Raw genomic sequence first — 15,525 nt, 5'->3', positions numbered from 1 at the left:
AACAAAAAAGCCCCATATAAGCAGATTTTACAATTAAGCTACTTATATAAGGCTTTTAACCTACCAATCCCTGGTTATTTTTTTCCGGCAAAAGAACGTAACATCCAGGTATTTTTTTCTTTAAACTGCATAAAACGGTTCACCATATCGTTAGAACCATCGTCGCCAGCCTCATCAGTAGCTTCTAAAAGCTCCCTTTCCAATTCGATCAGTGAAGCCATATCATCTAAAATGGCATCTACCATATCAAGATCTTTCATACCAATGGTATCAATCTCTTTAATTTTAGATTCTTTAATATAATCAGCAAAACGGCTATGTGGTGCTTTACCTAAGGTTAATACACGCTCTGCAATCTCATCAATAGTTAGCTGAGCATTTGTATATAATTCCTCGAACTTAACATGAAGCGTAAAAAATTCTGTCCTTTAATGTTCCAGTGGCAACCTCTTAATTTTTGATAATGAATGTGGTAATTAGCTAAATAATCATTTAACAGATCAACAACTGGTTTAACTTCTTTTTCGTTTAAGCTTATTTCTTTAGCGTCCATTTTATTATAATTTATGATGTATTTTAATGTCAACGTAACAACTCAAATTTAGAAAAGTTTTGCTCAATTTTGTCTTTTGAACAATACGCTATTTATTAAACCGTTTAATATTCATTATCATATAAACAAAAATTTCATAAACATTTGTTAATGAACAGCATATCAAAATAATAAGGTATGATTTATCTTGTTTTTACCTGAAAACGAGTGGTAAAACATGAGATGGTTAACAATATTATTCGTATAATTGCTCCCTTTGACTTAGAAATTTAGATAAAAATAAATGCATAAAATATATTTATCTGCTGTAGTGTTATTTGCGCTGAATATTGCAAATGCCAGGGCCAACACAGCAAGAGACTCTATCGGTGTAGAAAATAACAAAGGCAAAAAACTGATCGTTCACCAAACCGTAGCAAAAGACACTTATTATTCTATCGGAAGAAGATACAATGTATCACCCAAGGATATCATGGCTTTTAACGAGAACAAATACTTACAGGTCGGGGTAATCATCAAAGTCCCTACAAATATTCCTTTTACAGCTAGTGGATCACCAAATGCAGAAACAACTTCTTCAACGGCCAGTGTGATAGAACACACCATTAAGCCGAAAGAAAATTTGAACATGCTGGCCGAAAAATATGGTACTACAATAAATGAAATTAAGGCTTTAAATAATTTAAAGAGCAGTAATTTAAGCATCGGACAGGTGTTAAAAATTCCGGCGAAAAACGGCACACAGACTGCAGCAGCTGAGCCAGTTACAGCACCAGTAAAAAACAATACAGAATTACCTGTAAACAATAGCCCGGCTTCAGATCAAACCATGATCGAGCATACCGTTGCACCTAAAGAGTTTTTAGGAAAAATTGCCGAGAAATACGGCACTACGGTTGAAGAAGTAAAAAAAGCGAATAACCTTTCAGGCAATAACCTCCGTATTGGTCAGAAACTGAAAATCCCGGCAACAAAAAACATCGACGAAAATAAAGTAGTTTCGGCTGCTGTTGAAGAAAAGCCGGCACAAGAGAATAAATCCAGTGATACAGCAGGTACGCATACCGTTTTAAGGAACGAAACCATATTCACTATTGCCAAGCAATATGGCATTACCGCTTATCAGATCAGAACGATGAACAATCTCCCTGATAACGCCATTACCATCGGACAGGTTTTAAAAGTTCCGGGCGGCATTGTTGCCGATGTTCAGGTACCAAAAGAAAAGCAGGCTGAAACCAAAACAAAAGAAGTACCGGTAGCAAACAAAGAAGAAAGTTTTATCCATACTGTAGCAACTGGCGAAAACATTTTCTCTATTGCTAAAAAATACAATTTAACAGCCTTTCAGATCAGAACAGCAAATAAACTGGATGATAACAATATTAAGGTAGACCAAAAACTGATTATCCCGAAACCACCACAACCAAAATCGGTAAATGATATTTCAAAAGAGGAGCAGGAAAATGAACCGGACAGCACCATGGTTAAAGATCCTAAACTGCGCCGCGACCCAAGTGTTTATGGCTTAAGCCAGATCGAAGAAAAAGGTACCGCGGTTTGGATTGCTGATCAGGACCTGGATGGCACAAAAATGTTGGTTTTACACCGTACAGCACCTGTAGGCAGGGTAATCAAAATCACCAATCCAATGACCAACCGCACTACCTTTGCTAAAGTTGTTGGTAAATTTACAGAGAACGAATCTACAAAAGATGTTATCATTGTAATGACTAAAGCTGTAGCCGATTCATTGGGTGCTTTAGACAAACGTTTTTTCTGCAATTTAACCTATAGTGCTCAATGAGTTCAAACAAAAAGCCTTTTATAATTGGTATTGCCGGCGGTAGCGGATCGGGCAAAACATTTTTCCTAAACTGCTTTCTCCATCATTTTAAACAAGATGAAGTAACACTGGTATCACAGGATGATTATTACATCCCTGCCGGTGACATGACACAGGAAGAAAATAAGTTATACAACTTTGATCTTCCTTCAACCATTGATAGCGAACAGTTTTTGAGAGATATCAAGCAATTAATGAGCGGTGAAGTGGTTTATAAAAAAGAATATAACTTTAATAACCCATTGGCTGTAGTTAAAATACTGGAGATTAAATCGGCGCCTATTATTATTGTTGAGGGGCTTTTTATCCTTCATTTTAAAGAAATCGCAGCTTTACTGGATCATACCATTTTCGTTGATGCGGATGAACAGGTTGCTTTGGACCGCCGTATCAAACGCGATGGCTTAGAACGGGGTTATCCGGAAGATGACGTATTGTACAAATGGCATAACCATGTAGTACCAGCCTATAAAGAATATCTGCTACCCTACCGCGAACAATGCAATAAGGTAGTTATGAATAATACCAATGAGCCCGACGAAATAATCGCCATCACAGAAGATATTTCGAATAATTTGAGGAATAGTATTTTGGTGGATATACAATAAAAAAGAAGTCAAGTTTTAAAAAAACTTGACTTCTTTTTTATTACAAAGGGTCAGGCTGAGCGGAGTCGAAGTCCTAATCGCCGCGATTTATAAAGCCACGGTTTGTGTCCTCACAAACTACCAATTAATCCAGTCTCATTTCAGGAATTTCACCCTCCACAACCAGTCTCCCCGCTGTAGATTTCTGTATAAATTCGATACTCACCCCCGGTGCACGTTCCAAAAGTTTAAAACCACCTTCAGGTAAAACATCTAAAACCGCAAGTTCGGTAACAATTTTCTTGATGCATTTCACACCGGTTAAGGGCAAGGTACATTTTGGCAATAATTTACTTTCACCGGCTTTGTTGATATGTTGCATGGCTACAATGATATTTTTGGCCGAGGCCACCAAATCCATTGCACCTCCCATTCCTTTAACCATTTTACCCGGGATTTTCCAGTTGGCAATGTCTCCGTTTTCCGAAACTTCCATGGCACCAAGAATAGTTAAATCTACTTTTTGTGCACGGATCATTCCGAAACTCATGGCCGAATCAAAAATAGATGATCCAGGTAAGGTGGTGATGGTTTGTTTTCCGGCGTTTATTAAATCAGCATCTTCTTCTCCTTCAAAAGGAAATGGGCCCATGCCCAATAAGCCGTTTTCTGATTGCAATACCACATTAATTCCTTTTGGGATATAGTTGGCCACCAGTGTAGGTATACCGATACCCAGGTTAACGTAGTATCCGTCTTTTATTTCTTTAGCGATGCGCTGTGCGATCTCTTCTTTTGAAAACATAAATTTTAATTGATTGAGTGAGTGAATAATTGAATGGTTGAATATTTTAATCTGCTATTCGACTTCAGACTTTCTAACCGTTCGCTGCTCAATTCTTTTCTCATATTCTTTGCCCTGAAAAATCCGGTGAACATAAATACCAGGGGTATGGATATAATCAGGATCTAATTCACCCGCTTCAACCAGTTCTTCCACTTCAGCAATGGTAACTTTACCTGCCATGGCCATTACCGGATTAAAATTGCGACTTGTAGACCTGAAGATTAAATTCCCTGCTGTATCACCTTTCCAGGCTTTAACAATGGCAAAATCGGCATCAAATGCATATTCCATCAAATAATCCTTACCATCAAAATTACGTACTTCTTTACCTTCTGCTACTTCAGTTCCTACACCAGCAGGGGTAAAAATTGCGGGCATACCATATCCGGCGGCAAGACAACGGGTAGCCAAAGTACCCTGAGGAATAAGGTCTACTTCCAGTTCGCCACTTAACAACTGCCTTTCAAACTCGGCATTTTCACCTACGTAAGAAGAAATCATTTTTTTACCTGACGCTTTTTTAGCATTAAACCAATACCAAAATCATCTACACCAGCATTATTGGAAATGCAGGTTAAATTTTTAACCTGTTTGCTTACCAAAGCATTGATACAATTTTCTGGAATGCCACAAAGCCCGAAACCACCAAGCATTAGGGTTGCCCCATCTGATATATCTTTGATGGCCTCTTCGGCACCAGATACTACTTTATTTATCATCTTATGAATTTTTGGTTAGTGCGCTAAATTACAAATTGCCTTCAGAATGCAGCAATTATAATTTTAAATCTCTTAGGAATATCTATCAATTGGAATTAATCTAAATAACCATTACCTTTGTACAGCAATGATTTACGAGAGAGAAGAAAGCCAGTTCATATTACCTACTGATCCAGAATTTCAAAAAGGGATGGGTTTTATTTTCAGCTGTACCGCTGAACACAAAAAATGTTGTGAAAAATTTAAAAAAGGTAAACGCTGTAAAAAGTGCCCGGGTAATAAAAAGAAATAAGCCTATTTCGCTATTTCTACAATCTTATCATCACTTCCATTGCTGGTACAGATATAAACTTTGCCTTCAGGCGATTGGCAAACAGTCCTGATCCTACCATAAGTATTCACATAAAAATCTTTCGTTGCTGTAATTTTGGTCTGTGTGTCATCTAATTTTAACTGCATCAGCTTAGTTCCTTTCAACACCGCTAACAACAACGAATTTTTAAACTGAGGAATATAATCATTGTTGTAATAAGCCAAACCACTTGGTGCAATGGTAAGGTGTCCAGTTGATTAATGGCTCTGCCACATTGTTCAAACTACAGAACGATTGTTCACCGCTTTCATTACAAAAACCTTTAATGTTCGGCCAACCATAATTTCGCCCTTTTTCAATAATATTGATTTCGTCATCCGAATCCGGACCATGTTCTGAAGAAAATATTTTGTTACCCACCTGAACCAATCCCTGCGCATTGCGATGTCCTAAGCTCCAAACCAGATTATTTGGGTAAGGATTATCTGCAGGAATAGAACCATCTAAATTGATCCTTAAAATTTTGCCTGCCAATGAATTTATATTTTGAGGATTGGCCGTATCGGATGCATCGCCGGTACTAATAAACAATTTACCACCGCTGATCAACAAGCGTGAGCCATAGAAGCCGCAGGAATCTGATCGAGTAAAACCAATGGACCGGTTAAATTCCCTCCGCTATAAGTATAACGGACCACTTTCGCTTTGTAAGTGCTTCCATATCCATAAATCACATATACATAAGGATTATCAGTGAAATCAGGATGTAAGACCATGCCCAATAAACCTCCTTCGCCATTGGTCCGTACTTCAGAAATGGTTAATAATGGCGTAATTTGACCGGTTGAAGGATTCAAACGGCTAATTTTCCCTGCTTTCTCAGTAAACCAGATGAAATTATCAGGTCCGTATACCATTTCCCATGGTAAAGTTAATCCTGAAACAACAACTTTTGTTTTTAATTCTACATCAGGCAGAGAGCCTGGATCTTCATTACTATTGTCAGTCTTTTTTGCAAGTTGTGGTAAATAATACCACAAGAAGGCAGAGTAAGATTTTTTTTCATAACCGTAACGTTTTAAAAATAACACAGTTACGGCTATAAAGTTTGTGTGCTGTCAGATGTTTCCATCTGACAGGCTAAATGATAAATAGAGTTTAGTTTTAGCATACAGGATTTTTCTCAGTGCCCGATGGTAACATCCAATACCAATACATCAGATCTCTCCATTCCGCTACGCTTCAGTCGAGATGACGCCTGCCCCATCTCACATCTCCTGTCTCAAATCTAACTCATCAATTCAAATATACATACGTAATCCCATCTCCACCTCTATCTGCATGCTCATCTTCCATTCTATTCACCTGGCTATATTTTCGTAAATACGCTCTGATCATTTTCCTCAAAATCCCATCACCTTTACCATGTATCAGTTTAATAGAAGGAAAACCAAGCATAATGGCTTTATCCAGGTATTTTTCAACTTCAAACAAGGCATCTTCCGTGCGTTTTCCGCGCAGGTCCAATTCGGCCCTAAAGTCCGATACCGCTTCATTCATACGTCCGGCAAACGAGTGTGCACCGCTCTGAATCACTTTTTTAGCTTCCCGGTTACTAACCTTTTGTACACGGTTTTTCTTCACTGTCGAACGTAGATCGCCAATGGCCAAAACCAGTTCATTCCGGTTAATTTCCAAAACCTGGCCAATAGTTTCGCTATCCGTAAATTTAACCAGATCGCCCACTCCAATTTCACCTCCTACAACTACTGGTGCCGGCTTAGGGCGCTCTTTTGGTATAGTATTTTTAGCGAGTTCGCGCTGCAAATTCTGGCGGAGCTCTTTAGTAACTTCCTTATCGGCCTGTTTTTCCTTAATCTCGGCAATGGTATTTTCTACCAGTTTATTGGCATTTTTAATAATATTCTGCGCCTCTTGCTTCGCTTCTTTAATCAGGATTTTTTTATTCTCTTCTAAAAATGTTTTTAACTTTTCATTTTCGGCAACCAGGTTTTTGGCCTTATTCTGCTGATTGGCCAAACTTACTTTCGCATCATAAACATTTTTCTTTTCACGTTCCAGATCAACCAACATTGTATCTACCCGGTTCTGGTTAGATCCTGTTTTCTCTTTAGCCAACTGGATCACTTCTTTTGGCAAACCAATATTCTGTGCAATTTCGAAAGCATAAGAACTTCCGGGTTTGCCCATTTCTAAAATGTAAAGCGGTTTCATCTTTGCATTATCAAAAAGCATTGATGCATTTTCCAAACCAGGTGTATTCCCTGCAAACAACTTTAAGTTAGAATAGTGGGTGGTAATTACACCTCTCACTTTTTTATTGTTCAACACCTCTAAAACAGCCTCTGCCATTGGTCCGCCAAACTGTGGATCGGTACCTGTACCAAACTCATCAATCAGCACCATCGTTTTTGGCGAAGCATGCTCTACAAAATAACGCATCTTCTTCAGGTGTGCACTGTAAGTACTTAAATCACTTTCTATCGATTGATCGTCGCCGATATCGGCAAAAATATTCTCAAAAATACCCACTTCACTGTTTGCATCAACGGGAATCAACAAGCCTGTTTGCAACATAATCTGCAGTAAACCAACCGTTTTCATGCAAACCGATTTACCACCGGCATTTGGTCCTGAAACCAGGACCACACGCGTTTCAGCATCGATATGGATATTTAATGGGGTAACACTTTTCTTTTCAGCTGCGAAAGAGATGGATAACAAGGGATGCCTGGCATTGATTAGCCTGGCTTTCGGCTCCTTTAATAAACCGGGCATTTCGGCTTCAATATCTAAAGCAAACAATGCTTTTGCACGCACAAAATCCAATTTAGTAAGGAAACCATGGTAAGAAAGTAATAATGGCGAATACGGACGAAGATCGTCTGTTAAAGCAATTAAAATCTTGATGATTTCGCGACGTTTGTCAAATTCTAAATCGCGCAGTTTGTTGTTTAAGGTAAAAACCTCTTCTGGCTCAATATAAACGGTTTGCCCTGTGGCTGATTCATCATGCACAAAACCTTTAAGTTTGCGCTTATTCTCGGCCAAGACCGGGATACACATCCTGCCATCACGAATAGTTAAGCTACCATCGGCAACCCAATTATTGGCTATAGCCTGTTTGTAGATCGAATCCATACGCTTTCGAACATCTTGCTCCGCTTTAGAAATAGCCGAAGTAATCTCCTGCAATTCTTTTGATGCATTGGGTTTAATCTTTCCTTTGGCATCAATCACCGTTTCTATTTTACGCAGAATGTTTTTTTCGATTGGTAAATGCTCAAATAAAGCTTCGAGCGTTGGATAAACCTCCGCCCTTTCTTCAAAAAAGCGAAGCACCGAAAAAACGGTCTGTAAGGAAGTATATACCTGGAACCACTCATCCTCTAAAAGATAAGTTCCTTCTACCCTGATTTTTTCAACCAGCGATTTGATATCAAAAAAGGTATTGATCTGTAAGGGTTCCTGATTCTGCAGGATGCTCTTGAACTCGTTTGTTTGACGTAAAAATTTATCAATTTGATCAAAACGGTTCATCACTTGCATCTTTTCCACCATCGTTTGCCCCATGGGGCTCAAACAATGCTTGCTGATCAGTTGCCTGATTTCCACAAAACCTAAACGTTCTAAACAATTTTCGGGATATAACATATTATTGTACTACGGCTGGTGTGGGCAATGCACTCACTACTCCAGCTTTTTTTATATTGATAAGTGAATCGGCCTGTTTTTTCTTTTTGGCAATTGCCGCCACAGCTTTAACCTTTGATAAAGAATCTGGTTTCATTTTTTTCTGATCGCAAGAGAATCGGCTTTAAATTTCTTTGCTATCACCAACGAATCAGCTTTAAACTGTTTTTTCCTAATTATTAAATCGGCTAACTCTGTTCCTTTTTTTTGTTTAGCCAACATTTTCTGAATGTTTTTATACATAGCTTCCAGCGCTACAGGATTTGTATTATACCAGAGTAAACTTTTATTGTATTGGGCAGAGTCTGTACCGAATTTTTTATAAATCCCCTTATAATAACCTGCACCAACCTTCTTTGCAGAATCTACTATATAAATACTGGAAAGGTACCCATCAACAATGTGCATGTCGTATAAAATCTTCTCCATTTTATCAGGTTTAATAATGCCATCAGGTATACCAGGCTTACATCCAAACCATAATATAGCTGTCATTAAAACCCATATTAATCTCTTCATGCTTAATTTAAATATTATTTTTTGCCCAAATTGCGGCAAGGTTATTAATTTTACCAAAAATAGTTATAAATGAGCATAGCTGATAATCTTAAACAATATAAAAGCGAAGTTGAATCAGATGGAGTAAAACTGATTGCAGTTTCAAAAACACAGCCAATTGAATCAATTTTAGAAGCATACAACGCCGGACAGCGCATTTTTGGTGAAAACCATGTACAGGAAATGGTTGAAAAAGAAGCACAACTTCCAAAAGATATCGAGTGGCACCTCATCGGCCATCTACAAACAAATAAAGTTAAATACATTGCACCTTTTGTAAAATTAATACATGGGGTAGACAGTTTAAAACTGTTGCAGGAAATCGACAAACAAGCGGCAAAAAACAAACGCGTAATCGATTGTTTACTACAGGTTTACATTGCTGATGAAGACACTAAATTTGGACTCGGCTTTGATGAAGTGATTGAACTTCTCCGTGAAGAAGCCTTTGCTGAATTAAAAAATATCCGTATTGTCGGATTAATGGGTATTGCCACCAATACCAAAAACGAAAAGCAAATAACGATCGAATTTCACGAGTTGAAAGTATTTTTTGACGGCATAAAAGTGAGTTTCTTCCGTAAAGAGGATTCTTTTAAAGAAATATCGACCGGAATGAGTGCCGATTATAAAATCGCGATCGAAGAAGGCAGTACAATGGTACGCATTGGCAGCAGTATTTTTGGAAAAAGGGTAATTAAACATTTTAAAAACGATATTTCTGCTAACTAATATGGATTTTAACATCAGGTTTGCAACCGCTGAAGATTGCCCAAGAATATTAGAGTTGATTAACGAACTTGCCGTTTATGAACGCGCTCCTGAAGAAGTAACTGTTAGCTTAGACCATTTTATCGATGCCGGCTTTGGCAAAAACCCTGTTTGGAAAGCTTTTGTTGCTGAAGTTGACAATAAAATTGTTGGGTTTGCCCTATATTATACCCGCTACTCCACCTGGAAAGGCTGCAGGTTATACCTCGAAGATTTTATTGTAACAGAAGAATTCAGGGGAAAAGGCTTGGGCAAAATATTATTCGAAAAGGTAATAGAAGAAGCCAAAAACGGCAATTACAGCGGTATGGTTTGGCAAGTACTGGACTGGAACGAGCCGGCCATCAATTTTTACAATAAATATAAAGCACATTTAGAAAGCGGCTGGTTAAACGCAGCGCTGTCTACAGCACAAATCAAGGCATTTTAATATGGATATTTTTAAGTTTGGAGGTGCCTCGGTAAAGGATGCGGCAGGTGTAAAAAATCTGGCCAATATTGTTCGCGATTATAAAAAAGGAAACCTGCTGATCGTAATTTCTGCCATGGGCAAAATTACCAACAGGTTGGAAGACCTAACCCATGCTTTCCTCTCGCAAAATGATGAGGCACATGAAATTTTTGAAGAAATTAAACATTTCCATTTCAGCATTATAGACGAACTTTTTCAGGGGAAACACCATCCGGTTTATGATGACGTAGCCAATACCTTTGTCGAAATCGATTGGTTAATTGAGGATGAACCTGATAACAATCCGGATTATATTTACGATCAGATTGTATCCATCGGTGAGGTAGTTTCTACTAAAATTGTAGCAGCCTGGTTAAACGAAATGGGTAATAAAACCCTTTGGGTCGATGCACGCAACTACATCCAGACTGATAATACGTACAAGGAAGGAAAAGTAGACTGGACAAAAACCAACCAGGTTATCCAAAAAGATTTAGTACCACTTTTAACCGATAATATCATTGTAACACAAGGCTTTATTGGCGGAACAAGTGAAAATTATACCACAACATTAGGTCGCGAAGGTTCTGATTATTCGGCAGCTATATTTGCTTTCTGTCTGGATGCAGCAGCTTTAACCATATGGAAAGACGTTCCGGGTGTATTAAACGCAGATCCAAAATGGTTTGATGAGACAGAAAAAATTGCCCAGCTTTCTTATCATGATGCCATAGAACTTACATATTACGGTGCAACGGTAATCCATCCCAAAACCATCAAACCGCTTCAAAACAAAGGCATTCCGCTTTTTGTAAGATCTTTTATACAGCCAGAAGGTTCAGGAACAGCCATTACGAAAGAAAACAATCCTTTGCCTATCCCCTCTTTCATTTTCAAGGTCAACCAAGCATTGATTTCTATCTTCCCTAAAGATTATTCTTTTATTATTGAAGAAAACCTGAGCAATATTTTTGAGCTTTTCCATAGGCATAAAATCAAAATCAATACCATGCTTAACTCTGCAATCAGCTTTTCGGTGAGTGTTGATGATCATCCTGTCCAGATTGAAAAACTGATTAAAGACCTGTCAAACGAGTTTACAGTAAAATACAACAAGGGTCTGGAACTGGTAACCATCCGTTATTACAACCAGCAAACAATTGATCGTGTAACAGTTGAGAAGGATATTTTACTCGAAGTGAAGAGCCGCCATACCTGCCAAATGGTGATGAAAAATAAATAGTCCGAGGTCAGAGGTGGGAAGATATGAGTCCGTCTTAATACCCTCTACTTGATACTTCCTACCTGATACTTGATACTACTCCAAAAATGAACAACAAACTTTTAGCCAAAGCCGTACAAGATTACATCAATACCAACTTAAATGCTGATGTAAATCAAATTGCTTTAGCTAAAAGTCCTTTCGAAGGCATCACTTCTGCAGAATTAGCGATACAGATTACGGCAAAAAAGAAATCAGAGAAGAAATTACCAACTTGGTTCCATACCGAAAATATTTATTACCCGCCTGTTTTATCCATCGAACAAACTTCTTCCGAGATCACGGCAAAATATAAATCAAAGCTTGCCAACGAAGATACTTTAATCGACCTAACAGGAGGTTTTGGTGTAGATACTTACTATTTTGCTAAAAAAGTTAAAGAAGTTATTCACTGCGAAATCAATCCCGAATTATCGGCAATAGCACAACATAACGCGCTTACATTAAACGCAAAAAATATCAAATTCAAGGCAGAAGATGGCATTGCGTATATTCAAAAAACTGATACCACATTTGACACCATTTATGTAGATCCGGCCCGAAGAGCAGAAAAGGGCAAAGTTTTTATGCTGAAAGACTGTACACCCGACATAGTGACTCATTTAGATGCATTACTAAAGAAATCGTCAAGGATTATCATCAAAACTGCCCCATTGCTTGATATTTCAGCTGGATTGGCCGAATTAAACCAGGTGAGTGAAATACACATTGTAAGTGTAAAAAACGAATGTAAAGAGCTCTTATGGGTAATCGATAAGGGATTCGATAAAGACACTAAAATAATTGCAGTAACGCTCAATAATAAAGTTGAAAAAGACTTTTCCTTTTACCGATCGGCAGCTAACGGAGCTGTACAATTTGCCGAAAGCCTAAGCATTGATCATTATTTGTACGAGCCAGATGCTGCCTTATTAAAATCAGGTGCTTTTAACTTAATCGCATCAACTTACAATCTCTTAAAACTGCATCCCCAAACCCAATTATTTACATCTGATTCGACAAATAAAGCATTTCCTGGTCGTATATTCAAAATTGAAGCCATATTAAACACAGGAGAACTGAAAAAGGAGACAAATTTAAAAGGCAATGTCATTGTCCGCAATTACCCTGCAAAGCCAGAAGATTTAGTAAAGAAATATAAAATCAAAGCCGATCAGCAGCAGTTTTTGATTTTTACAAAGATTGCAAATGGAGAAAATGTGATTTTGAAGGCTTCAATTATTCAATATTATTAATCGTCATTCTAAATTAATCACTGTCATTCTAAACGCAGTGAAGAATCTTTAGCCAATTACTTTGTTTAGGAAAGCAGGTTTCAGAAGCTTTTGGGATCTCATAGTCCTGCTCCCGCTTCTGCCGATGAAAATATCGGCATCTCGCTAAGATCGGGTTTAGCTGGCGCTGATAGTACAGCTATCTTTGTAAAATAAACCCGGCAGACAGCGTTATCCCAATTGGAGTATTATATTTATTCATAGACCATTTCAATCGGGATTAAGCAAATGGAGAGACTATCGAAACAGAAGTACCACAACTGCTGCTTTTCAAAAAAATATGTCAGAGCCAATTACATAATATCTCATTATAAGCAAACCTAAGGGATAGCTATCGACTGCAGCGGCCGGGAATCCGAAGGCTCTGCGAAGCAAAATCTGTTTAAACAGATCTCTCCACTTCGCGTTGCTCCGGTCGAGATGACGATCCCTCTATTGATTCTGTCATTCTGAACGCAGTGAAGAATCTTTAGCCTACAAATATTAAATCAAAACCAACTATTTTTTTGGAAAGCAGGTCCAGAAGCCATTGGGATCCCACAGCCCCGCTCCCGCTTCTGCCGATGAAAATATCGGCATCTCGCTAAGATCGGGTTTAGCTGGCTTAAATAGTACTGCTATTGTTTGTAAAATAAACCCGACAGACAGCGTTATCCCGATTGGAGTATTATATATTTTATCCTTAGAGGATTTCAATCGGGATTAAGCAAATGGCGTGACTATCGAAACAGAAGTAACACAACTGCTGCTTTTTAAAAAAAATATGCCAGAGCCAATTACATAATATCTCATTATAAGCGAACCTAAAGGATAGCTATCGACTGCAGCGGCCGGGAATCCGAAGGCTCTGCAAAGCAAAATCTGTCTAAATAGATCTCTCCACTTCGCGTTGCTCCGGTCGAGATGACGATCCCTCTATTGATTCTGTCATTCTGAACGCAGTGAAGAATCTTTAACCTACAAATATTAAATCAAAACCAACTAATTTTTTTTGGAAAGCAGGTCCAGAAGCCATTGGGATCCCACAGCCCCGCTCCCACTTCTGCCGATGAAAATATCGGCATCTCGCTAAGATCGGGTTTAGCTGGCTTAAATAGTACTGCTATTGTTTGTAAAATAAACCCGACAGACAGCGTTATCCCGATTGAAGTATTATATTTTATTCTCAGAGGATTTCAATCGGGATTAAGCAAATGGCGGGACTATCGAAACCGAAGTACCGCAACTGCTGCTTTTCAAAAAATAGGTCAAAACCCATTAATGATATTAGTAAACTGTGATCCTAAACAGAATAAGGAATCCGCAAGTAGGGAGCACAACATAAATGCCAATCGACCTTTGTGCAAAGTTACAGTCCAGAAGGCAGTATGCATACGTTAGGGGATTCTTCACTGCGTTCAGAATGACAAACATGGCAATACAAAATACAAAAAGCCCTTCTCTCGAAAGACTTTTTGTAGGCATGAGAAATAATCGTTATATTATTGCTTAAACTTTCTTAACGTTTACTGCCTGTAAACCTTTTCTGCCTTCAGCTACTTCAAATTCTACTGTGTCGTTTTCTTTCAGGCTTTCGATTCCACCTAAAACATCTTTAAAGTGCACAAATAAATCTTTATTGTCTTCTTGCACAATAAATCCGAAGCCTTTTTGCGTATTAAACCATTTAACTTTTCCGGTTGCCATAAAAAATAAAAAATTGTATAAATAAATAAACCTTTTAAGCCTTGATCAGCATTTCATCTAAACAATTGTGCATTAATACAAATAAAACAACCATTTTAAGCGTTAATATTGAAACAAAACTACCAAATATAATAAATTACGAATTTAACACAAGCCATTTTGCTCCGTTCAACAAAAATGTTGCGTTACTATAAAAATCGATTATTTATTTGGCTGAGGTGTTGTACGCAAATAGGGTTTAATTACCTGGTGTCCCTTAGGGAATTTAGCCGGAATATCTTCCGTTTTAATGCTGTTTACCACAATTACATCCTCTCCGTCTTTCCAATCTGCCGGCGTAGCTACGCTATAATTTGCAGTAAGCTGCAAAGAATCAATTACGCGCAATACTTCATTGAAATTTCTTCCAGTAGATGCCGGATAAGTAATGATTAGTTTCACCTTTTTATCAGGACTGATGACAAACAACGACCTTACGGTTAATGTTTCTGAAGCATTCGGGTGAATCATATCGTACAGGTTGGCCACTGTTTTATCCGGATCGGCAATAATTGGAAATTCTACAGAAGTATTTTGAGTTTCGTTGATATCGTTGATCCATCCTTTATGCGACTCCGCAGAATCAACACTTAATGCCAGAACTTTAACGTTTCTTTTTTCAAACTCGCCTTTCAATGCAGCAGTTCTGCCCAATTCAGTAGTACAAACAGGCGTATAGTCAGCTGGATGAGAAAAAAGCACGCCCCAGCTATCGCCTAAATAATCGTAAAAATCTATTTCGCCAATAGATGTGTTGGCTTTGAAATTCGGTGCGGTATCGCCTAATCTTATACTCATGATATTATTAATTTAATTTTGACTTTAACAAATCTAAACAATACTATAGTAAATACATAGATTTAATATTAATTTCAGACCTCCAAA

At 38.0% G+C, this 15,525-nt stretch carries 13 protein-coding genes and 3 pseudogenes; 6 read left to right on the top strand and 10 right to left on the bottom strand.

The features are described from left to right. Positions 1-74: 74 nt before the first annotated feature. Positions 75-553: pseudogene (locus tag ACQ86H_RS11625) on the bottom strand (Dps family protein). 283 nt (positions 554-836) lie between these two features. On the opposite strand from ACQ86H_RS11625, the gene ACQ86H_RS11620 reads away from it, so the two are divergent. Then, complete coding sequence (locus ACQ86H_RS11620) at positions 837-2,360, top strand: muramidase family protein (RefSeq protein WP_138821772.1); 1,524 nt, start codon at positions 837-839, stop codon at positions 2,358-2,360. Continuing rightward, positions 2,357-3,007, top strand: a complete 651-nt coding sequence (locus tag ACQ86H_RS11615) for a uridine kinase family protein (RefSeq protein WP_138821773.1) — start codon at positions 2,357-2,359, stop codon at positions 3,005-3,007. Before ACQ86H_RS11620 ends, ACQ86H_RS11615 begins: the two co-directional genes overlap by 4 nt. A gap of 124 nt (positions 3,008-3,131) precedes the next feature. Here the strand turns inward: ACQ86H_RS11615 and ACQ86H_RS11610 are convergent, their stop codons facing one another. The 7 genes and pseudogenes from ACQ86H_RS11610 to ACQ86H_RS11580 all read right to left on the bottom strand — a co-directional run bounded on the left by ACQ86H_RS11610 (position 3,132) and on the right by ACQ86H_RS11580 (position 9,155). Further along, entirely contained in the window at positions 3,132-3,791 is a 660-nt protein-coding gene (locus ACQ86H_RS11610; protein ID WP_138821774.1) for a CoA transferase subunit B, read from the bottom strand. 54 nt (positions 3,792-3,845) lie between these two features. Continuing rightward, positions 3,846-4,486: pseudogene (locus ACQ86H_RS11605) on the bottom strand (CoA transferase subunit A). Positions 4,487-4,846: 360 nt separating this feature from the next. Continuing rightward, positions 4,847-5,089: a PQQ-dependent sugar dehydrogenase gene (locus ACQ86H_RS11600; protein ID WP_431294937.1), complete on the bottom strand. Its 243-nt coding sequence runs from the start codon at positions 5,087-5,089 to the stop codon at positions 4,847-4,849. Further along, positions 5,070-5,782 (bottom strand): annotated as a pseudogene (locus ACQ86H_RS11595) (PQQ-dependent sugar dehydrogenase). The gene ACQ86H_RS11600 and the pseudogene ACQ86H_RS11595 overlap by 20 nt, the downstream one beginning before the upstream one ends. A gap of 379 nt (positions 5,783-6,161) precedes the next feature. Next, positions 6,162-8,540, bottom strand: a complete 2,379-nt coding sequence (locus ACQ86H_RS11590; RefSeq protein ID WP_431294936.1) for an endonuclease MutS2 — start codon at positions 8,538-8,540, stop codon at positions 6,162-6,164. A 1-nt stretch (position 8,541) separates the two neighbouring features. Further along, complete coding sequence (locus tag ACQ86H_RS11585; protein ID WP_431294935.1) at positions 8,542-8,676, bottom strand: hypothetical protein; 135 nt, start codon at positions 8,674-8,676, stop codon at positions 8,542-8,544. Beyond that, positions 8,673-9,155 carry a DUF4296 domain-containing protein gene (locus tag ACQ86H_RS11580; RefSeq protein WP_431294934.1) on the bottom strand — a complete coding sequence of 161 codons (483 nt, stop codon included), beginning with the start codon at positions 9,153-9,155 and terminating at the stop codon, positions 8,673-8,675. The genes ACQ86H_RS11585 and ACQ86H_RS11580 overlap by 4 nt, the downstream gene beginning before the upstream one ends. A 12-nt stretch (positions 9,156-9,167) precedes the next feature. Between ACQ86H_RS11580 and ACQ86H_RS11575 the strand changes: the two genes are divergently transcribed. From ACQ86H_RS11575 to ACQ86H_RS11560, 4 genes are all read left to right on the top strand, one after another. After that, positions 9,168-9,869: a YggS family pyridoxal phosphate-dependent enzyme gene (locus tag ACQ86H_RS11575; RefSeq protein WP_138821779.1), complete on the top strand. Its 702-nt coding sequence runs from the start codon at positions 9,168-9,170 to the stop codon at positions 9,867-9,869. Position 9,870: 1 nt separating this feature from the next. Further along, positions 9,871-10,338: a GNAT family N-acetyltransferase gene (locus tag ACQ86H_RS11570; protein WP_138821780.1), complete on the top strand. Its 468-nt coding sequence runs from the start codon at positions 9,871-9,873 to the stop codon at positions 10,336-10,338. A gap of 1 nt (position 10,339) precedes the next feature. After that, on the top strand, positions 10,340-11,602 hold the full coding sequence (locus tag ACQ86H_RS11565) for an aspartate kinase (protein WP_431294933.1): 1,263 nt from the start codon (positions 10,340-10,342) through the stop codon (positions 11,600-11,602). A gap of 86 nt (positions 11,603-11,688) precedes the next feature. Continuing rightward, the gene (locus ACQ86H_RS11560) at positions 11,689-12,876 is read left to right on the top strand and encodes a THUMP-like domain-containing protein (RefSeq protein WP_138821782.1); all 1,188 of its coding nucleotides are present in this window, start codon (positions 11,689-11,691) and stop codon (positions 12,874-12,876) included. 1,527 nt (positions 12,877-14,403) lie between these two features. Here ACQ86H_RS11560 and ACQ86H_RS11555 read toward each other — a convergent pair. Then, positions 14,404-14,601, bottom strand: coding sequence for a cold-shock protein (locus ACQ86H_RS11555; RefSeq protein ID WP_029276380.1), 198 nt, complete (start codon positions 14,599-14,601; stop codon positions 14,404-14,406). A 201-nt stretch (positions 14,602-14,802) separates the two neighbouring features. Next, entirely contained in the window at positions 14,803-15,438 is a 636-nt protein-coding gene (locus ACQ86H_RS11550; RefSeq protein WP_215127985.1) for a peroxiredoxin, read from the bottom strand. Positions 15,439-15,525 lie beyond the last annotated feature (87 nt).

It is taken from the genome of Pedobacter sp. P26 (genome assembly GCF_050632135.1).
In the GTDB taxonomy this organism is placed as follows: domain Bacteria; phylum Bacteroidota; class Bacteroidia; order Sphingobacteriales; family Sphingobacteriaceae; genus Pedobacter.
The sequence above is the reverse complement of the archived record's forward strand: the minus strand, read 5'-3'. Positions and strand labels throughout refer to the sequence as shown.